Raw genomic sequence first — 20,229 nt, forward strand, 5'->3', positions numbered from 1 at the left:
TGGCAAAAATATAAAGGGTAAAATATCTAATAATGTCTATATCAAGTAGATTTAGTTGTCGCGTCATGCAATTTTAGTAATAGATATGCAGAATGATTTTGTCAAGGGTAAACTAAAGTGCGAAAGAGCATCAAAAATTATTCACAACATACAATCATTATTAACAGAGGCCAGAAAAAGTGACATTCCAATATTTTATTGTATAGATGAACACCTACCTATGGATAACTACGAACTTGACCTGTGGGGACCTCATGCAATGAAAGGAACAGAAGGTCAGAAAATAATTGATGAACTTAACCCTACTGACAGAGATTTTGTTATTCCAAAAAGAACTTATAGTGCATTTGATGGAACTGGCCTTGATAAAGCTTTAAATGGGTTATATGGAGGTAAAGGTGTTGATACGATAATAATTACAGGATTGCATACAAATATCTGTGACAGACATTCATCATACGACGCATTTACACGAGGCTTTAAGATTATAGTAGCAGAAGATGGTGTAGAAGCATTCACAGAAGAGGAACATATGTCAGGACTAGAATACATTAAAAGAATGTATGGTGCAGATATAAAAAAAATAAAAGAGATTATAGAACTTTTCAAAGAGAATGATCAAGGTCTAAAATAGAGAAATGTATAAGGTGTTAATCATCTGAAATATTTTTTGGAAAGACTGTAATTTCAATCCTAATATAAGCCCCCCTTTCGAGTAGAGATTCAATTCTGAAACCTAAGATAGTAATAGTCCTTGTAGATGCTATAAAGAGCCTAAATCAGAATACTTTCTATAATCAGGAAACATAATCTATTTGGATATCTGTGACTAAATGCGATAATCTCTTAGATGATTCTACTTAATCTTATTACATTATTATCTCAAAACATATAATATCCAATATCGCAATAGTGTCATCATGGACGAAGGCGGAATCCTAAAAAGATATCCAAATAATCCCATACTCCGTCCTAATAGAAATAATTTGTGGGAGAGTCAAGCTGTTTTTAACTGTGCCGCGTTATATGACGGAAATAGGATTCATTTGTTATATAGAGCGATTGGTGAATATGAGAATTATGTATCAAGAATAGGATATGCTTCAAGTGGAGACGGCTACACCTTTAATAGACGCAATGAAATAGCTTTCGATCCGATTTTAGAGTATGAACAATTTGGTATAGAAGATCCTCGATTATCTGAAATTGAAGACCAAATTTATATCACCTATGTAGTATTATCAGAACATCCGAAAGCTGGGCCAGAAGTATCAACTGCACTAGCAGCAGTATCCAAGGATTATGTAGATTTTGAAAGATTGGGTCTAATTACAAGCGAAGAAATGGATAACAAAGATGTGGTTCTTTTTCCCGAGAGACTTTCTTCAAATTTAAACAAAGCAGGTAAATCATATTTCTGTTTACATAGACCGAGTTCTTGGATCGGCAAAGCATATGGTGTAGATAGGCCTAGTATTTGGCTTGGTGAATCCTCCACAGTGACTAAGTTAGAACAGCATACTTTACTTATGAAACCAGAGTTTATATGGGAACAATTAAAGATAGGTGCCGGACCCCCGCCTATAAAGACCAAATATGGTTGGTTAGTAATATACCACGGGGTGAGTGCAGATAGGGTTTACAGCGCGGGGGCTGCACTTTTGGATTCAAATGATCCAAGTAAAATAGTTTGTAGATGCAATAAGCCGATTTTGACGCCTACTACAGAATATGAAAAATATGGTGATGTAAATAATGTGGTATTTCCAACAGGGTTGTGTAATATCGATGGAGAATTATTCATTTATTACGGAGGCGCAGACAAGTTCTGTTGTCTTGCTACAGTTGAGCTTAACGATCTTATAGAACACATCTTTCAAAACAATTAACCATGAATTAGAAATGTGATTAATAGATGGATAAAATGCAGACTATAAGTAACATCCAAAAAAAAGCCCACGAAAGACTAATATTTCATTAAAAACCAAATTTGCTCTTCTTTTCTGCCATCATTATGGAAACTTATTCCTTTAATATATTAAGCTTTTTACAATGCTAAGCCTGCTTATTCAACCCTTATTAGATTAATTGTTTTACTTTATTGCATCAATGGAACCTGTTTACTTAAGCAAATCATTTAGCTTAGAGATACTCTATCTCGTTATATAATTTCAGAAATAAAACATGTTCAATATATGTTTACTACGGATTATATCTGTACTTTTCAGACTAGCTTTAATAAGAGCATGCAATAGACACGCATTTTCAGCCGAAACCACGTTTCCATTTGAACTGGATTCAAAAGTATAAACCTAAAATGGTCGGTAGAATGAAAATGAATTATAGAATACGGGTATGTGAAACTTTGATCAAAGTAGGTTTGAAGTATATGTATAGATTCAGGTAGATATGGAGTCAGAGAACAGACAATTCTTATGCTATCTATTTCCAAAGAAATATACAGTCTAATAGCATAAAGGTTTACCTCTTATAGAAAGTATTCATACAAAACATCTAGTTTCCCCAGATTGATGTACAAGGTACCTACATGCTTGTGAGTATCTCAAAACAAATCATCCATGCTTTGTTTCTCTCCTCTTGAGAAGGGCATTATAGAAGAACTATTCAAGCAAGACAAAAATTTTCGATGATTTTTTTCTTGTCGAAAAGAAAAGTGCATCAGACCCTATCAAATAATGGATTAAGGATGTACTTATTATTATATCAAAAACATTCGAGCCTAACTTTACATAGCCTGCCTTTAGTATCAGAATATTTTTATCTCATTCTCTAAATATTTTAAAAATACATCTATAAATACAAAACTTGATATATAAAAAGTATGGCGATAGGTAAGCCTAGCATTTTAGTTCCCTATGACGCTACTGAACTTTCTATAAAGGCGCTAGATAAGGCCATCGAAATAGCATCAAGGATGGATTATGCTATTCTTTTATTGTATATTATAGACGATACTAGCCTTTGTCCATCAAGAATAGAAAAGTTTATTTCAAACATAGCTGACCTTGAGAAAGCCAAAAAATATCTCGTAAATCTAATTAAACAAGGCGCAGAGAAATACATGACAGGGGTAGTTGACAAAATTAAAGAAAAAGAGTTATTTGTCAAATACATTATACGAGTGGGACACCCTGATGATGAAATCCTTGCTGTTTCTAAGAACCCAAATATACACTTAATAGTGATGGGCAGCAGCGGATCATTCAAGAAAAGGCATAACAGAAAAGGGGTAGGAAGTATTTCTAGATGGATCTCAGAGATAGCATCTTGCCCTGTAGTTTTAATGCGCTAAAAATATGAATCTCTAAAAGAGATCTATGATTGTATATCTATCTTTAAAAAAGCGCTTTGTACAACTACCTTTCTACCGTATTAAATGGAATTTATTGTAGTCAAAATCCAGATTAAGAAAATTCAGATGACAGACTGACGTTTTTTTATTTTTTATGGTGTAAAAAGATGAAAATATTAACCAGCGTATCCAATATTTAGATATAATAGAAGGTTGTGAATACTGAGTTGGGACCAAATGTCCTGATGGTTTCTACGGAATATCCTCCAATACCTGGCGGTGTTGGAAGATATACAAGTAACTTAGTTAAAGAACTAAAAAAAATAGGAGTTACAGTTTATGTTTTATGCAACGAGAAAGGCAATGGTGATTTTTTTGGTCTTGATCCTTCAAATCAAAATAATTCACAAGTAATACTAAATGTTATCGATAAATTGAACCCCGACGTTGTGCACGTTCAATTAGAGCATGGTCTATATGGGTTAAAACAAAGATTTAGAAATAATTCAAACAAAGCTATTACTAACATAGAATGTTTTTATGAGAAATGTCCTATTCCAATAATTACTACGTTTCACTCTGCGTACCCATTCAGACAATGGTTAAAATTATCAAAACTGCTGTATAATCAAGAAAATGATGTAAATACAAATTCAATTAACCCTTTGAGGAAAATCAAAGAATTTATGATGACCTTGTCAACCTATCATGCTTTTAATAAATCCAATAAAATCAAGATGAAAAAAAGTAGTTACAATATTGTATTTTCAGAATACTTGGCCCATCTGATATCTAATAGAACAGTCACGACCAAGTCGAATTTTAAAAAGAACAACATGGTTGTTGTTTACCATGGCGCAGAACCTACCTTACCTGTACCTCTAGAAAAGAAATTGGCTAGAAAAAAGTTTAATTTACCGGTAGATAAGAAAATAGGATTACTCTTTGGGTTTGCAACACATACTAAGGGTTGGGACCTGTTAAATAGTCTAAATATTCCCCATAACTGGACAATAGTGATTAACCAATCAAAAAACTTTTATGGCACAAGAAATCATTCATCGGCCGGAACAATTAATGATATAGATCACAAAATCAAATGGGATGCTAACAATAGGGATCAGAAAATCATCAATTTAAATCAGGGTTTTTTAACCGACATGGATCTCTCTATTTTGCTTTATAGTTCTGATGTTATCGTTCTCCCATATACTGTAACCTCGGGTTCTGGAGTTCTTTTTGATGCCTTAGCCCATGGTCTCCCTTTTATAGCAACTGATTTGGGTTTTTTTAAAGAGTTTGAAAAAAAGGGCCTAGGTATTACAGTAAAAAGAAAACCAGGCGAGTTTGAACGTGCCCTTAAGAAATTGGAAGTGGGTAACTCAGAATATGTTCAAAAAGTTGAAGAGTTTAAACAAAAGTTAACGTGGAATAATATTGCACGTCAACATCTAGAAATTTATAACAAATCGATATTTGATAGAAGGATAGGAAAAGTATGGTACGCATACTGCGTATAAGATATGAAACAATAGGTATAGCGTAATTGATACTGGCGGCCGAATTTAATTTTACAGGCATCAAAGGTATGTGATAACTTCATCTGGTATCGCCTGCAAAATAGTGAGTATTAGCTAATATCGTAGTTTCCCCCATTATTAATCCATAAGACAAGACAGGTGAATTGAGTATTTTTGGCTGTCTAATACGATAATTAATTGGCTTTTCCAAATATTAGTAAGTAGTACCCAAATCGTATTAATTTCTAAACAACAGTGTCATAAATCAAAGATAAGATAATTTGCTTATAATTCATTGGATTTAAATAGATTCTTTGATATTATCTGTTACTCCCTTCTTGAAATCGTTAAAGGCATTCTTAAATACAAGATCAAGTCATATGATTAAATGAGTATATGGAATTCTTACCATGATGAATGGCTGAAAAGGTTTTTTGGAAAAGATAGGGGAATAAAATGGCCAAAACACAGTTATTTTGATGACATGTTAAGAGACTACGACGATATGAGAAAGGATATGGAAAGAATGTTCCAGGAGGAGTTTAAAGATATGGAAACCAAAGCCCCTAAAGAACTTGTTAGAGAATATACTACTGCCGAGGGAGCAAAAGTAAGAGAGGTAGGTCCAATTGTGTACGGGTATTCGATGACAATAGGTGCTGATGGTAAACCCCACGTAAAAGAGTTTGGAAATGTAAGAACTTCTACATCAGGAACATCTCCTATCCTGAGTTCTGAAAGAGAACCTCTTGTTGATATTAGTACGAATGACAAAGAGATAAAGGTAGTAGTAGAAATGCCCGGTGTAAAGAAGGAAAACATAAAAGTGAACGCTTATGACTCTTCAGTTGAAATAAGTACGGATGATCCACAAAGAAAGTATCATGAGGTCATTAATTTACCGTCAGAGGCAGATATTGAAACTGCATCTTCAAAATATAATAACGGAATATTAGAAGTCGTCTTCAATAAGAAGCAACAATCAAAACCGAAAGGTAAAGAAGTAAAAGTGGATTAAAACATTTTTCTTTTCTAATGAGCTTGTATCTTCTATCCAACTTTTTCTTTAATTTTAGCCAGTCTTTGTTCTTCTTCAAAGACCGTTGTTAATATAGTTTCAATTGCGTCTCGATTGCTTGAAATACTCTTGATACCATATCTAACGAGAATTCGAGCCATATCAGATTGGCTACCACTTTCTCCACAGTTAGATGTTTCCACATCAAAACGATTACAGACATCGATTACCAATTTCATGGATTGCAGGACGGCAGGATGATATACGGATGATAATTTAGCTAATCGTTCGTTATTTCTATCTATTCCCAAGATCAATTGAGTAAGATCATTGGTACCGAAGCTAACAAAGGCTATCCCCTCTTTGCACAAGTCTTCAATTATCATAACTGCAGCAGGAGTTTCAACCATTATACCAATCTTTTTCTCAAGTATAGGGAATTCTTGTCTGCAAATTTGTTTAGTCTTTGCTACTTCTTCTACCGATATCACAAAAGGAAGCATCACATATAGATTGGTAAGTCCTTCATCATGCAGTCTTTGTATTGCCGTTAATTCAGCTTTTAATAAAGGAGGTTCATCTAGGCTTCTACGAATTCCATGCCATCCTAGCATTGGATTTGATTCTATTGGTTCATCTTCACCTCCAATTAGATTCCTAAATTCGTCTGTCCTTGCATCCAATGTCCTGACCCAAACCGGTTTTGGATAAAAAATTCTAGCTATTGGCCTGATCCCATCAATTAACATTTGAACATACTTATCCAATCGATTCTCTTTCATCAATTTAGCAGGATGTATACCAAATTGGGAGATCATGTGCTCCAACCTAAGTAAACCAACTCCATCTGTTTTTGGTTCTACATCATTGATATTCTTAGCAAATGCAAGATTTATTTTTATTTTTGTCTTTGTCATTTGTTTATGGTGTAACCGACCAGTATCTGTTTCTCTAGGGCCATCGGTAGGAAAAACATTCTTAATATTAACCATGCCGTCATAAACGATTCCATTATAAGCATCCACTGTAATCATCCTGCCATTTTGTAGTATTTTCGTAGCATCTTGTGTGCCTACAATTGCCGGAATTCCCATTTCTCTTGAGACTATCGCTGCATGACACGTCCTGCCACCAAGGTCAGTGATAATGGCTGCGGATTTATTCATACTTGGAACTAAATCAGGAGAAGTCATAGTTGTTACGATAATATCACCCTTTTGTATATTTTTGATATCGTCTTTGGTGCAGACAATTCTAACTTTACCGGTAGCAATCCCAGGAGAAGCTGCACTACCTATTAGCAACTGGTTTTCCTTTATAATATCAAATGCATCTTTTTTAATCAAATGGGTCGTTATGGGCCTGCTTTGCACAAAGTATATGTTATCATGATGGTCTACTGCAAATTCAATATCTTGTGGTTGGTCATTATAATGTTTTTCAATCATCAATCCATATATTCCTAATTGTAGGATTTGCTTTTCAGTAAGTACTTGTGTATTTAATTTGTCCTTTGGCGAATCGTATTTTTGGGTAGTTTTAGAAATAAAATCGAATTTAATGATTTTTGTTTTTGACGAAGTCTTTATGTCTAAGATTGCGCTAACGTCTGAACTTTTTTCTTTCATTTTCGGTTTACTAACACGATAAGAATCAGGTGACACCTCACCTCCAACGATGCTTTCTCCCAAACCCCAGGTCGCTTCAATTAGTATTACTTCCTCACCTGTTGTAGGATCTATGGTGAACATGATTCCAGATTTATCAGCGTTAATCATTTTTTGAACCACCACTGCAATGCTTGCATTAGAGATTCTATGATTGGAGCGATAGAAAATAGCACGCGGCTCATAGAGAGAAGCCCAGCATTTTTTAACACATTCTTTGAATTCCAATTCATTTTTTACGTTAAGAAAGGAAGATTGTTGTCCCGCAAATGAAGCATTAGGCAAATCCTCAGCAGTAGCGGAGCTCCTAACGGCAACCAAGGGAAAAGAATCTAAATTTTCAGTCCTTTTAATAGTATCTTCATTATTACTTAAGAGATCTTGATAATATTCTGTTATTTTTGCTTCAATTTCTTGAGGAATCCTACAAGAAAGAATCATTTCTTTTATTTTCATAGAAGAATCCATTAATGAGATTGCATCATTGACGTCGGTATTATTTATAATCTCGTTTATCGTTTCTCCAATGTTACTATCCCGAATGAATTTCTCAAAAGACGATGTGGTAATAACAAAGCCAGAAGGAACTGAAATACCAAGTTTTAGCAATTCACCAAGATTTGCGCCTTTCCCTCCTACGGATTTTATATCCTCTTTTCCAACTTCTTTAAGCATTACTACGTAGTCATACACTACAGTATACGAAACTTTCAACTAGAAAAATATTTGCTATTTTATATTGTAGAAATTTCCATCTGCAAGAAAACTGGAAACGATACTATATTTGCTGAATCCGCCCTCTAAAATTCTATTTGAGGCAGAGAAAGTTTATTTTGAAGTTTCATAACTTTTCGAAAATATATATGAAGATTATTCTTTCTTGTATGGATATTGAATTATTTTCTTTAGATGGCAATAGTAAATTTCGTTTTATCATGCTTATGGCTCGCACCAGTCGTGATATTCTGATAGTATTTTATCTTTTGAGGGATTTAACCTAAATCCTGGTGGTTTTTATACTGGCTACCTTTCTTTTTCAACATACAAACTACCATCCTTCCCAATGTAAGAACTTTGGTTAGCTTTGTACATCTTAAGTTTATTGTATATGGAAGAACTAAAAATTAATTTTTAAAAAGTTTTACTGATCTTTATTTTTACCCAAATCTACTATTGCCTTTATAATATCTGTTTTAGTTATTATTCCAGCTAATTCTTGTAAATCGTTTACTACTGGTATTCCACTAATACAATTTCCGATCATTGCTTTGGCGGCTTCCATCAAGACTGCTTCTTGATTAATGAGTAGTGGACGGGGTGTCATTATATCCTCTGCTGTAAAGGGTATTCTCATTTTGGAAGATGAAACCCTATTATTATTTGCCATATTTTCAAATTCTTTTGGTCTATCACTGTTACTGTAATTTAAAACTCCAAAATAATTTCCTTTGGGTATCATATCTCTTGTAGTTATTATGCCTATAGGTTTATTTTGACTCACTACAACTACTCGCGATATATTATATTGATTCATCAATACTGGTATTATATTTACATTCTCTTCTGGGCTTACAGTAATAACTTTTTTAGTCATATATTGGCTTACGGTAAAATTGTCCAGATTACGGCTAGCAATTAGTGCTATCAAATCTGTCTTTGTAATTATCTTATTTACCTTATTTTCTTCGTCTACAAGTAATAGAGAGCTGATATTTTTATCTAGCATAAACTGAGCACAGAGACCTAGTGAAAAATTTTTGTTTACAGCATATAATTCGTTTTTGTGTTGAAGTAATTCATCTAATAATATCTCGCCTAATTTACGCTTATCAAACGCTTGAATGGATAGAAATTTTGTCAAATCCTTTTCCGTGACAATTCCAATTACTCTTTTATCTTTAGGCGATGACACAATAATTCTTTTTATATTATATCTTAGCATTAAATTTCTTGCATCAAGAAATGTCTTATCTGATCCTAATGATACAATAGGTTTAGCAATATGAAAAGCATTTAGTACAAAAGTGTTATTTCTGTTTTGTGGCATAAGAATAAGGTTTATTTCCAGGTAATAAGACTTTTTTTTATTCCGATAGTTTTTGATCTATATTTTTATAGCCAAAGATATCCAGTTATTCAAATGCCGCTTGATGATAACGAAAAGATAGTCCTTAAAGCCGGAGATATTAGCAGACCTTTAATTTCAGTCGATCAACAAAAAACACTATTAGATGTTAGAGATATTATTTTAAAGTACAATATAAGAAGGATTGGAATATCAAATAACGAAAAAATCATTGGCATCGTTACTGAGAAAGATTTATTTAATTATTTATACAAGAATTCACCCGACAGAAAACTACTGAGTGAAATACTTATCAAAGATCTACTAAAGGATCCTAACGAGTTAATTACTGTTCAAAAAGATGCTTCAATTCAATTCTGTGCCCAATCTATGCTCAATAACAATATAAGTTCTCTATTCGTAGCTAGTGGTGAAGGCCAAATCAAAGAAATAATGACAAAGACTGATTTAGTTGAGGTATTTGCATATCATTGTTCTGGTTTCTTTTCTGTTAAAGAGCGCATGACAAGTAAAGTAATTACAGCAGCTCCAGATGATAATATCAATTTCTTATACGGTCTTATGCAGTCACATAAGATATCAAGAGTAGTGATTGTTAAAGATGGATTTCCTATAGGGATTGTTACTTCAAAGGATTTTCTTCCAGCTAGTATATTTTATGACATAAACTTTGCATCAAACAAGTTTCCATCCCAAAATTCAAGTAATACAAAAGACAAAAAATCAATATTCAAAATATCAGATGTAAAGTCGTTCTTAATGTCCAGTGATATAATGACTTCTAAACCTCTTCTCATGGATGAAGATGACGATGTAGCAGAAGCTGCAAGGATAATGATAAGGCATAGAATCAGTGGACTACCTGTCATCAATGATACAATGATCCTTACAGGGATTATAACTAAAACAGATATTCTAAAATCAGTAGTAAAGATTTACTAAAAATGATTCTTTACATTGGAGCTGATCTGCTTTAGAATTATCAACGTAATTCCATGTTGATGAACGGGATTATCAGCCTAGGAACTTTAGATAGATGATTACATAAAAATTATCGATCAATATCTCTGAAGGAATACTATTTGAAGAATTCACACGTGGTTTTAAAGTTAACATGATAAAAGCAAAGTTCAAAGGCATATTTTCTTCATAGAAGGTTTAGACAGGAAAATTTTAATCGAAGGCTACCACAACTTCCTAGACGCCGACATGGATGTGACATTCTTTAGCGAATTGAATCCGTTGGAACAGACACTTATAGCGACTTTTTTTACATGGTTAGTTGCCGCAATCGGCGCCTCTACCGTGTTTTTTACAAGAAGTTTTAGCAAGAAGTTTTTCCAAGCTCTTCTTGGATTTGCGGCAGGCATAATGCTGTCGGCTAGTTTTTTTTCTCTACTTCTTCCGTCAATAATACAGTCATCTCAATCTAGTGACATGCCATATTGGATTCCTGTAGCAACTGGATTTATACTGGGGGCACTGGTAATCTGTATTGCGGATCTCATTCTCCGACACCTTCATCACAAAGATATAATCAAGAATCCCAATAGTTCAGACATAGATTTTGAGAGTAAGACTGTTTTGATATTGGCTATAACCATTCACAATATACCAGAAGGATTGGCAATAGGAGTAGCTTACGGTGCAGCGTCCCTTGGAATACCAGAAGCTGGATTAGCCGCTGCTATTTCACTTACGATAGGGATTAGTCTTCAGAACTTCCCTGAAGGGCTCGCAGTCTCCATGCCATTACGTGCTCAGGGAATGTCCAAAATCAAGAGCTTTTGGTATGGGCAGTTATCGACTACAGTAGAACCTGTTGCAGGTATATTAGGAGCAATGTTTGTGCTTGCGGCTCAGCCCCTTTTACCCTATGCACTGAGCTTTGCCGCTGGAGCCATGATCCTTGTTGTCATAGCGAAAATAATGCCAGAATCTCAACGTGATGGAAAAGGCGTACTTTCTGCGGTTTGTTTTCTAATAGGATTTTCACTGATGATGATACTGGATTTGGCATCATCATAGATCTGAACTGTTCAAATCACCGAGAAATGATTTCCGTCAAATAATATGTATCAGAGTTTTATTTAATGGAAATTTATCATTCACTTCATACTGCCATAGTCATTCTCTAAATCATAATGGATATTAGATGGCTCATCTGAAAATGCTAAACAGCCTTAACAATGGCTACAGTTTTGAGATAGATTCTCATGGTACTTGAAAAGATCATATGAGAAATGGCATGTGGACTACAGCATAACCCATCATTATTGCCAATGACAATATGTGTCCTCGGACATCTCTCGTTATGTGCTCTTCCCCATTCCGTACAAACACTTGCTTTCTATAGTTCCACACTCATAATAGTTGATCACATGTTCATTGAAAAAAGTTCAATGCATTCCTTGTGGTAGTAAGGCTTTAACCAATTTAATAAATTCTTGATCGATTTAAGTCTGATTTATGGTCAATTGAATTTAATAATAGACATGTAATAAGCTAAAATCTATATTTTTATATTAATCCAATATAGAATTTGTTTTATCATCGAGCCGTATAACTAATCAAATTAAGAAATTATCAGACTTTTAGCAAGTTGATTGAATTTTACTTTTGAAGTAATTCATCTACCATCTTTAAAAAAACAATATACAATATACAGAAATAATTTCAATATGTTTGAATATGAAATTACCTCTAATATTCTGAATAATATGACTAATATACTATTACTAGCGAAAAGGTTATGGTTAACCATGAGCCTTAGGACCAAGCGACAATAAAGTGTTCTTGGATTTAGATTAATTTATTACTATTGTTGAAAAATAATTTTCTTTCATCTATTGCTCGGATTATTTCGGTTTTGCTGACAACACTTCCAATATACCCATGGTGTTGCAAACAAGAATCTTGTCCTGATTTTCTTTAATCATTATTGATAGTGCCTTTTCAGCAGCAGTATCTTCAAATTTTAACAACTTTATTTTACTCTTTTGGGGGACATGATGTTCTTTACAATGGTAATATCTCTTTGAGGTTCTGAAACAATTAAACATCTTTTGAAAGTTACCATATCAATTATCTCATAGTTTAATTTAGTTACTGGTGAATTAATACAGGCAGAAATAAAATAGCGGTTCCTATTATACTCACTATCCAATTGTGTACATGATTTAAACCCGATGAGTACTGAGGTATAAAACCATATGGAAGAGTCCACGCAATCAAAAAAAATACCAAAACAAAGGAATAGTGCAGTTTGATTGGAATCTGGTTAATTTTTGATACCTGTAATGACATCTAAAATGATATTATATTAAATCTCATATAATGAGTCCATCGATCTGTTAATAAGATACGATGGAAATCGTATTTTTAATATATGACTTCTATTTATCGATGTCTTTACAAATGTTTTAATCTTAATTCGTAATTATTAACAATTATTCCTATGAGGTTTAAGACAATATAGATGCTATAAACTGGACTTTGATTTGTTTATCTGATTTTCGTCTAAAATTAATACTTCTGTTTTGATTTAGTCTTACTAGCATAAAATTCTTTTGAATGATAGTATAATTAATTATAACGATAGCTACGATGACATTGCATCTTGCGAATCCACAAGTATGGATGATAGAACATTGAATAATGTTGCAAATACTTATTCGTCCCATCATCCAAACTCTGCCAATCCAAAGTTGATCTTCCATCTAATGCCTGTCTACTGATTACAATGTGAAAAGATTGTATTTTAAACGAATAATATAGATTCCTCTATCAAAAAATAAATAGAATAAAATTGGATTGAATATATTTTAGGAGACAAATCTCAATCCAAATTCGTCAGCTATGTTATCTTCAACCAGATTATTCCCCACTGAAACTACCTGAGCTCTGATTGTATAGTTGCCATCCCCAAAATCTCTTTCAACATGATAGGCACCCGTATTCGGATCCGATACATCAGGACCATATACGTTTGTACTGTTCATATTGCTGTTAGAGATTAACTCGACCTGAAGATCGCTTCCGCCTATAACCTGGAAATTGTAATTGAATATTGTTTGGTTATTGGTGTTGTTTTCTACCATAATATTGTAGACTATCGGAGTAGACCGGTCAACGGCAACGCTTATGGGCCTAAAGTTAAGCAATGTTCTGTCATTTTGTGTCTTATTTATTGTCCAATCGACTATCGTCCAATTAAATATGCTATCAACGGGCAAAAGTTCTGCTCCAGATGTCAGTGTAAAGTGATGTCCCATTTCAGCGGCCCCGCCCACATGAATGGTTCCAGACATGTACGGATGTAATGTACAGTAATAGAAATAATCTCCTGGGATTTTAAAGGTCATCTGATAAAAGGTGCCAAACGGCATAAACCCCGAGTTAAATATTTGTCCCGAGTCGGTAGCGTCAGGTACTCCACTGGTTACTGTATTGGACCTGGCCTGGATCATCATTGAACCATGCAACCGTTGTACCTGCAGGTATAGATATCTTTGGAGGGACATAATGTATGGATTCTTCAGAAGATACTGCGCCAGCAGGTATATCAATTATGTATGAGGGTAACACTTTTTGCGTTGCTGGCAAAGGCGAGAGTCCAAATTGAGCAAAGGAGTTGCCCCAAAAAAAGGTACTAGATACTAAGATAGTAAGCACCAGAGAAAACAAAGAAAAAGCAAGTATTTTCCTATATGGAATTTTACTAGAAAAAATTCTATTAGTACTGACAGTAGCACTGTAGTTTAAATACATTTTTTACAATGCGATACTTGTAGATAGAGGCTTGGCACTGCTGAATATGAATCGTTATTTGTCCCTTTTTGTAATTGTTCGACTGACATGATTAAACAAACGATGTTTTTAGAGTATTTAGATAAGCGAAAACAACGGAGGAAAACAGTTGTTGTGAATGCAATAATGTAACCAGTCATTGAAGGCAAAAAAACTGGAAGACATGCTAAATAAATGTGTACCAAACCTTAGATTATTGCCGTCATAAATTAACTCGAATTCGAATGGTGTTCGCTAATCCAGACCGCCCACTCTAAGGTCGCGCCCAAAAACAAACTCTGATACCAATATCATATTATCAGATCGGTGAATTTGGATAACGCCGGTCAACAGTAAGATACCCGTTGTGTTAAAGATAAAAGGATGCTAGCAAATTTGTAAAACCTAAACGGACATATTCCGTTATCCACCATATAAGCATCCAAAGCACCGTTTCCGATGCCACCTGGGGGCAGGCGGATAGAAGACAAATCGTCTGTGTCCAACTAGGATGACAAATCATCAGAAACTGTATTATTAGGAAAAGGAAGATTGGTAAAGAAAATATTTGTCATAAAATGTAGACCAAATATTTTCTTCCTATTTATGTGTCCTTCATAAGCCTTGATTCCGATTTTTCGTTTATCTTGACTCGCTATGACTAACCCAATATGGTTAGGTGACTATTACAAAATACGGTTTATGAATATTACAAATATTGAAAAAATATGAAGCGATCATAGTATATTATCATCCAATTTCTTATCAACATCTTAATAACCAGTCTCTAAATATTATAAATCTCAAATGACGTATTACCGCATATACTCCTATTTGACAATGATAAAAGATGAAACTATCTCCTTTGGTCTTCTTTGAGGCGTACTAAAAGCTCGTTTTCAGTCACACGTTTTTATCAAGCTCTAAGAGGGTTAAACCCATGTCGCTATGCTCTAAAGGTTAATTATTTGTTAGGGATAGGAAAACGCTAAGAATTTACGAGCTCCAGATCGGTAAAAGGATAAGAAATTAAGGCCCAGTGATTCTAATTCGTTGGTCTTTTAAGACGATTTTTTCACATTAAATTTACCTTCGACAAAAACAGGTTCATCAATTCCCCAGCTCCATTTCCTAGTAGGTCTTATTCTTATATATCTAGATTGAGGATGATCTGTATTGGACATGTAACCTCCTTGACGATCAACTGTATCTGCTACTCCATAAATCCTGATACCCCGTGGTTCCCAAGGATTGATAGTCTTTAAATCGTCTATAACTAGAGCAACTTTATTATTTATTAAAACATTTTTGTATTTTGTAGATTCCAAAATATTCATTCCACCTACATAAAAATACTCACCATCAAAATCAAAACCTACGGGAACAACGTCTGGTTGGCAACTTGCAATATCGGATTGGGAAAACGAACAGGAAGTGGCGATTCTTGCGAGCCTTTGTGATTTAATATACTCGATTTCTTTTTCTGTGAGCAAAATAATATCTGACGTTATTTAACCAGCATTACATTTAAAATTATTCTGACAAAAACATAATTATTACTACTATTTCTTAACTGTTGTTATTTATAGGGTGTATAGATTTAGTTAGTTTTTTGATAAGCAATTTACTGCGGGAACCAGATTCTAGTGCATTTCCGGCCGTAACAAATGAATTAGAATAATATTAAATACAAAAGTAAATACAGAGAATTAATTGGACAGGTTGGATTTAACCCTGTTCTCCATCGATTCTCATATATTTTCCAGATTGATTTGATAATAATTACTATTACTATCGGGCCAATACAAATTTAGATTCAATAATAATTTAATCTACAATGCATCCAAAGGACTTAGAAGCGGCAGAAATGAATAATGTAAGCAAGCCCAGCAAATGTTATGGCTTGATGCTTAGATCTAAAATGAAATTTTACATTTACTGTTATTGCAAGGTTTTTGCTACTAAGAGATGTAACCAAGGAATTGAACTACAATTCGTCTATTTACTTCAAAGTAGGATTAGTATTTGAGTATTTTCCAATGATGGATACATACCGAATATTAGAAAAACCATAACCAAAGGTAGAATTTGTACGAGTTAATGCATATTATTAAATCAATCAAGTACATATTTATTTGAATTAAGGGATTGTTTTTCTTGTTCTGATTGATATGAGCTGCAATGGAATATGTACAAGGTTCAAGGCAAAAAGGAATAATGATGTTCCATCCAGATATAAAGAAGGCCAGAAAAGATGTAGTATCTGTGAGATATTTATCAAATGTGACGAAACTTATTGTCCATGTTGTCACTATAAATTGAGGACAAGGTCATTTCGCGGTTGGGGAATGCGGAAGAAATACAGGGAAGAAGCCGTAAAACGATACTAAATATTTTGACAGGTTAGAGTAAACATTCATGAGAAAACTGGAAAAGAAGATATAGGCTCTTTTTTGGACGAGTTAATTTAAGGCATTCAAAGCCTAGCTCTTTGTATTTTGTGGAGTACAGAGCATCTCCCCATTTCATATCGGATCATAAAAATCAGGAAATCTAAATGTATTTGAATCAGATTTTAATAAAGGAAAATATGATCTAAAAGATCATTGATTCGGTTTATCTGACCTGTGTTTCGCTATAAACTCGATTAAAATCCTTTTTTGCAATAATTTATGATGAGAATTTGAGAATCATTTGTAAGAAGAAGAAAAATGCTCTTATTACTTTTAATTAGTATTGAAATTCAATCAAATGTAAAATATGACAAATGTGTATAAATAGAATGTATATGAACCATCCAGGTTATTATTTACGGTGAAATTATTAAAAAATCAAACATATAAGCATCCATATTAATTTGATAATAGTGAAAATTTTAACGCTAGTGGATGGATCTGACCATTCACTAAAAGCTTTAGAATATGTCATAAATCTTCTTGAATCAGTGACTGAGGATTCGGGCCAGGGAAAAAGTAAATTATTAACTAAACATGAATTGATAATTTTGACTATATTACAACCATTCATTTTGTCAGATGAAGTTAAAAAAAAATTTCTGTCCGTGGGTCAAGGAAGGAACAAAATATTAGACAAATATTTAAAAGACATTTATTCGGCAATAGAGACTGAATGGGTCAAAAAACTTTCATCTCTTAAATCAAAATTTGAGAAAACGGGTCTTGTCATAAGAACAAAAATAATTACTGGAATCCACTCAAGTCGATCTATTGCTTATATTATTATTAAATTTGCTGAAGATGAAGGAGTTGATTTAATTGTTGTTGGAAGTGTAGGAACAGGAGGTATTTCCGAAAACAAGTCACTTGGAAGTGTTACAAGAAATGTGGCAGAAATATCTACTCGGCCTCTGTTAATAGTACCTTAATAAATAATCTCTGAATTAGGTAAATACTATTTATTCGATAAAAGTATTAATAAACCAGAAATGTGAAATTTCATCCTTTAGTTGGTTCTCTGGAATAGGAAGGCTAGTACTTGTTATCACGGTAGAAAGCAAGTCTTTATTTTGAACCAAAGCTCTAAAGATATCTCTATCTGTTAAAATACCTACTAATTTATCATGCTCTAATATGATAACTCGCCTTATTTTTCTTTCATACATCAATTTCATAGCATCTGAAACGGTTGCGTTTGATGAGAGAGTAATCAAAGGATGGCTCATATGTTCTCTTACAGGAACTACCAGCTGATGTGGTTGTAACATGCCAATTGTTCTAATGATGTCTCTTTCGGTAATAATGCCAATGGGCTTTCTGTTTTCTAGATCGTCTACAATCACTACACTGCCAATATCATTATTAGACATTATTCTAGACACGCCGATTAAATTCATATTCTGTTCTGCAACTATAATATTTTTATTCATTAAATTTGTGATTCCGATGGAATCGAGACTCATTATAATTCTGTTATGATTAGTGTAGATAAAATACCTTCCTAGTGATTTGATTATAGCCATATACTATTATTTGGCACGATCGTAATAGGGTTGCTAGCTACAACAAGTAACTTGATAATCCTCCCCCACTTTTATCTTAAAGATTTTTCTATGTGAAAGATAATTGATATGAATGGATGTACGAATAAAGTCCGCTAGAATTCACGAGTATAACAAACCTTTAGAATTGGATAATGTTTCCAAACCCGTCATAAGCCGTGACGAAGAAGTACTCGTAAAGGTAGGAGCTTCAGGATTATGCCATAGTGACCTTCATCTTATTGGTGGCGAATGGAAAGATATCATTCCATTAAATCTACCAAAGACACCGGGCCACGAGATAGCAGGATGGATTGAAGATGTTGGTAAATCAGTACCGGAAAATATGATGAAACCTGGTGACTTGGTAGCAGTTTTTGGTGGCTGGGGTTGTGGTTGGTGTATCCAGTGTAAGTCAGGAGATGAACAACTTTGTGCTTTTGCTAAATGGCCAGGACTATCGTCTTTTGACGGAGGATTTTCTGAATACATACTAGTTCCTTCATATAGATTTTTAGTGAATGTCAAGAATTCGGAAGCTAAACCTGAGAATCTCGCACCACTGACTGATGCAGGTTTAACACCCTACAGGGCAATCAAAAAAGTGAAGGGCATGCTTGGACCTGGAAGAAATATTGGTATACTGGGAATAGGTGGTTTAGGATCATATGCAGTACAATATGCAAAAATCTTGGGAGGCGGGTCCAAAGTATTTGCCATGGATAGATCTGATAGTAAGTTAGAATTAGCAAGCAAATGCGGCGCGGATCATTTAGTCAATCTACATTCTACTGGTAATTTGGTCGACAGAATTAGGGCCGAAACAGGAGGTAAGATGCTAGACGTAATCATTGATTGCGTAGGGACAGACAAAACATTTTACGACTCTATTAGTATATTGACAAAAGAAGGATCGGTGGTAATAGTGGGCCTATTTGGAACAGCAGCTAAAATTCCAATAGCAATGACTGTACTAAATGAATTTAAAATACTTGGATCCTTGTGGGGCAATTATAATGAACTCAGAGAGGTAATCGAATTATTTAATGAAGGTAGAATCAGGAATAATATAACCAAGTTTAAACTGGATGGTGTTAATGAAGCAATCAAATTATTAAAAGAGGGTCAGATAAATGGAAGAGGAGTATTAATTCCCTGATGGTCGATAATCCGATGATATTACTTTAACTGCTAGTCAAATTACACGTTATGTGCTCTAAAGTATTAGATACAAAAGAGTAATTGTTAATCTGAACATAGATATAATGAACTAACAATTACAATAGCTTGATGAAAATCCTAGTTCCTGTTGATGGATCAGAACAATCAATCAAAGCTCTGGAATATGCGATTTATTTGCTCAAGCTTATTGATGCGAAACCTAAACCCTCAAAAGAAGGAGAATCAAGTGAAATAATAATAGTAAATGTACTACCACATTTTCATATTCCTTTGGGATTTGAAAAACCCATGAAGTCAATCAAGACAGGGAATACAGTTTCTTTATCTGAATATATTAAAGAAATGAATGACATATTGAAGACAGAGTGGATAAACAAGTTATCTGAAATTAAAAACAAATATACAGATTCTGGTATTTCAGTTCGAACTCAATTAGTTGAGGGCAGTCAATCAAGTAGGACAATTGCTGATAGTATTGTAAAATTTTCAACTCAAGAACATGCGGATCTTATTGTTGTAGGAAATGTTGGCCTAGGAGGGATTTCAAAAATTAAAGCCTTAGGCAGTGTTTCAAGAAATTTAGTAGAATTATCAAATCGTCCTGTATTAGTAGTACATTAAATAAATTTACTGCATCGGTTCTTGGTCAAGATTATTT

Annotated in this window: 19 protein-coding genes and 1 pseudogene; 11 read left to right on the plus strand and 9 right to left on the minus strand. The window is 33.8% G+C overall.

What is annotated here, in order from left to right; all coding sequences use genetic code 11:
* The first annotated feature begins 55 nt into the window (after window positions 1-55).
* From AB0A59_RS15695 to AB0A59_RS15710, 4 genes are all read left to right on the plus strand, one after another.
* Window positions 56-634, plus strand: a complete 579-nt coding sequence (locus tag AB0A59_RS15695) for a cysteine hydrolase family protein (protein ID WP_458745293.1) — start codon at window positions 56-58, stop codon at window positions 632-634.
* 286 nt (window positions 635-920) lie between these two features.
* Window positions 921-1,889 (plus strand): glycoside hydrolase family 130 protein, encoded by a 969-nt coding sequence (locus AB0A59_RS15700; protein WP_458745295.1) that lies wholly within the window; start codon window positions 921-923, stop codon window positions 1,887-1,889.
* Window positions 1,890-2,842: 953 nt separating this feature from the next.
* A complete protein-coding gene (locus AB0A59_RS15705; protein ID WP_458745297.1) occupies window positions 2,843-3,313 on the plus strand; it encodes a universal stress protein in 471 nt (156 codons plus the stop codon).
* A gap of 245 nt (window positions 3,314-3,558) precedes the next feature.
* Entirely contained in the window at window positions 3,559-4,833 is a 1,275-nt protein-coding gene (locus AB0A59_RS15710; RefSeq protein WP_458745298.1) for a glycosyltransferase, read from the plus strand.
* On the opposite strand, the pseudogene AB0A59_RS15715 reads toward AB0A59_RS15710, so the two are convergent.
* Window positions 4,820-4,945, minus strand: a pseudogene (locus AB0A59_RS15715) (fructose 1,6-bisphosphatase); the annotation flags it as partial. The gene AB0A59_RS15710 and the pseudogene AB0A59_RS15715 sit on opposite strands and share 14 nt — an antisense overlap.
* A gap of 276 nt (window positions 4,946-5,221) precedes the next feature.
* Here AB0A59_RS15715 and hsp20 point away from each other — a divergent pair.
* Window positions 5,222-5,851 (plus strand): archaeal heat shock protein Hsp20, encoded by a 630-nt coding sequence (gene hsp20 / locus AB0A59_RS15720; RefSeq protein ID WP_458745300.1) that lies wholly within the window; start codon window positions 5,222-5,224, stop codon window positions 5,849-5,851.
* 32 nt (window positions 5,852-5,883) lie between these two features.
* On the opposite strand, the gene ppsA is transcribed toward hsp20, so the two are convergent.
* Window positions 5,884-8,232 carry a phosphoenolpyruvate synthase gene (ppsA, locus tag AB0A59_RS15725; RefSeq protein ID WP_458745301.1) on the minus strand — a complete coding sequence of 783 codons (2,349 nt, stop codon included), beginning with the start codon at window positions 8,230-8,232 and terminating at the stop codon, window positions 5,884-5,886.
* A 427-nt stretch (window positions 8,233-8,659) separates the two neighbouring features.
* Window positions 8,660-9,565, minus strand: a complete 906-nt coding sequence (locus AB0A59_RS15730; protein ID WP_458745302.1) for a CBS domain-containing protein — start codon at window positions 9,563-9,565, stop codon at window positions 8,660-8,662.
* Between the two features lie 93 nt (window positions 9,566-9,658).
* Here AB0A59_RS15730 and AB0A59_RS15735 point away from each other — a divergent pair, with 93 nt between their 5' ends.
* The gene (locus tag AB0A59_RS15735; protein ID WP_458745304.1) at window positions 9,659-10,546 is read left to right on the plus strand and encodes a CBS domain-containing protein; all 888 of its coding nucleotides are present in this window, start codon (window positions 9,659-9,661) and stop codon (window positions 10,544-10,546) included.
* Window positions 10,547-10,819: 273 nt separating this feature from the next.
* Window positions 10,820-11,632: a ZIP family metal transporter gene (locus AB0A59_RS15740; protein WP_458747630.1), complete on the plus strand. Its 813-nt coding sequence runs from the start codon at window positions 10,820-10,822 to the stop codon at window positions 11,630-11,632.
* 830 nt (window positions 11,633-12,462) lie between these two features.
* Here AB0A59_RS15740 and AB0A59_RS15745 read toward each other — a convergent pair.
* Complete coding sequence (locus tag AB0A59_RS15745; protein WP_458745306.1) at window positions 12,463-12,588, minus strand: hypothetical protein; 126 nt, start codon at window positions 12,586-12,588, stop codon at window positions 12,463-12,465.
* 585 nt (window positions 12,589-13,173) lie between these two features.
* Here AB0A59_RS15745 and AB0A59_RS15750 point away from each other — a divergent pair.
* On the plus strand, window positions 13,174-13,341 hold the full coding sequence (locus AB0A59_RS15750; protein WP_458745307.1) for a hypothetical protein: 168 nt from the start codon (window positions 13,174-13,176) through the stop codon (window positions 13,339-13,341).
* A gap of 87 nt (window positions 13,342-13,428) precedes the next feature.
* Here the strand turns inward: AB0A59_RS15750 and AB0A59_RS15755 are convergent, their stop codons facing one another.
* The 4 genes from AB0A59_RS15755 to AB0A59_RS15770 all read right to left on the minus strand — a co-directional run bounded on the left by AB0A59_RS15755 (window position 13,429) and on the right by AB0A59_RS15770 (window position 15,885).
* Entirely contained in the window at window positions 13,429-14,076 is a 648-nt protein-coding gene (locus AB0A59_RS15755; RefSeq protein ID WP_458745308.1) for a cupredoxin domain-containing protein, read from the minus strand.
* Window positions 14,030-14,374 carry a hypothetical protein gene (locus tag AB0A59_RS15760; RefSeq protein WP_458745309.1) on the minus strand — a complete coding sequence of 115 codons (345 nt, stop codon included), beginning with the start codon at window positions 14,372-14,374 and terminating at the stop codon, window positions 14,030-14,032. Before AB0A59_RS15760 ends, AB0A59_RS15755 begins: the two co-directional genes overlap by 47 nt.
* Before the next feature lie 365 nt (window positions 14,375-14,739).
* Entirely contained in the window at window positions 14,740-14,898 is a 159-nt protein-coding gene (locus AB0A59_RS15765; RefSeq protein ID WP_458745311.1) for a hypothetical protein, read from the minus strand.
* Between the two features lie 555 nt (window positions 14,899-15,453).
* Window positions 15,454-15,885 (minus strand): PPOX class F420-dependent oxidoreductase, encoded by a 432-nt coding sequence (locus tag AB0A59_RS15770; protein ID WP_458745313.1) that lies wholly within the window; start codon window positions 15,883-15,885, stop codon window positions 15,454-15,456.
* A gap of 1,373 nt (window positions 15,886-17,258) precedes the next feature.
* On the opposite strand from AB0A59_RS15770, the gene AB0A59_RS15775 reads away from it, so the two are divergent.
* Window positions 17,259-17,777: a universal stress protein gene (locus AB0A59_RS15775; RefSeq protein ID WP_458745315.1), complete on the plus strand. Its 519-nt coding sequence runs from the start codon at window positions 17,259-17,261 to the stop codon at window positions 17,775-17,777.
* 30 nt (window positions 17,778-17,807) lie between these two features.
* On the opposite strand, the gene AB0A59_RS15780 is transcribed toward AB0A59_RS15775, so the two are convergent.
* Window positions 17,808-18,278 carry a CBS domain-containing protein gene (locus AB0A59_RS15780; protein ID WP_458745316.1) on the minus strand — a complete coding sequence of 157 codons (471 nt, stop codon included), beginning with the start codon at window positions 18,276-18,278 and terminating at the stop codon, window positions 17,808-17,810.
* A gap of 205 nt (window positions 18,279-18,483) precedes the next feature.
* On the opposite strand from AB0A59_RS15780, the gene AB0A59_RS15785 reads away from it, so the two are divergent.
* Complete coding sequence (locus AB0A59_RS15785; protein WP_458745318.1) at window positions 18,484-19,548, plus strand: NAD(P)-dependent alcohol dehydrogenase; 1,065 nt, start codon at window positions 18,484-18,486, stop codon at window positions 19,546-19,548.
* Window positions 19,549-19,679: 131 nt separating this feature from the next.
* Window positions 19,680-20,192, plus strand: a complete 513-nt coding sequence (locus tag AB0A59_RS15790; protein ID WP_458745319.1) for a universal stress protein — start codon at window positions 19,680-19,682, stop codon at window positions 20,190-20,192.
* Window positions 20,193-20,229: the final 37 nt, after the last annotated feature.

The sequence above is a fragment of the Candidatus Nitrosocosmicus sp. T genome (assembly GCF_054408485.1).

Bases quoted from the DNA above. Each gene is read 5' to 3' on its own strand.
- AB0A59_RS15700 (WP_458745295.1), top strand. From the start codon at position 921: ATGGACGAAGGCGGAATCCTAAAAAGATATCCAAATAATCCCATACTC.
- AB0A59_RS15705 (WP_458745297.1), top strand. From the start codon at position 2,843: ATGGCGATAGGTAAGCCTAGCATTTTAGTTCCCTATGACGCTACTGAA.
- AB0A59_RS15710 (WP_458745298.1), top strand. From the start codon at position 3,559: ATGGTTTCTACGGAATATCCTCCAATACCTGGCGGTGTTGGAAGATAT.
- hsp20 (WP_458745300.1), top strand. From the start codon at position 5,222: ATGAGTATATGGAATTCTTACCATGATGAATGGCTGAAAAGGTTTTTT.
- AB0A59_RS15730 (WP_458745302.1), bottom strand. From the start codon at position 9,565: ATGCCACAAAACAGAAATAACACTTTTGTACTAAATGCTTTTCATATT.
- AB0A59_RS15735 (WP_458745304.1), top strand. From the start codon at position 9,659: ATGCCGCTTGATGATAACGAAAAGATAGTCCTTAAAGCCGGAGATATT.
- AB0A59_RS15755 (WP_458745308.1), bottom strand. From the start codon at position 14,076: ATGATGATCCAGGCCAGGTCCAATACAGTAACCAGTGGAGTACCTGAC.
- AB0A59_RS15760 (WP_458745309.1), bottom strand. From the start codon at position 14,374: ATGTATTTAAACTACAGTGCTACTGTCAGTACTAATAGAATTTTTTCT.
- AB0A59_RS15780 (WP_458745316.1), bottom strand. From the start codon at position 18,278: ATGAATAAAAATATTATAGTTGCAGAACAGAATATGAATTTAATCGGC.
- AB0A59_RS15785 (WP_458745318.1), top strand. From the start codon at position 18,484: ATGGATGTACGAATAAAGTCCGCTAGAATTCACGAGTATAACAAACCT.
- AB0A59_RS15790 (WP_458745319.1), top strand. From the start codon at position 19,680: ATGAAAATCCTAGTTCCTGTTGATGGATCAGAACAATCAATCAAAGCT.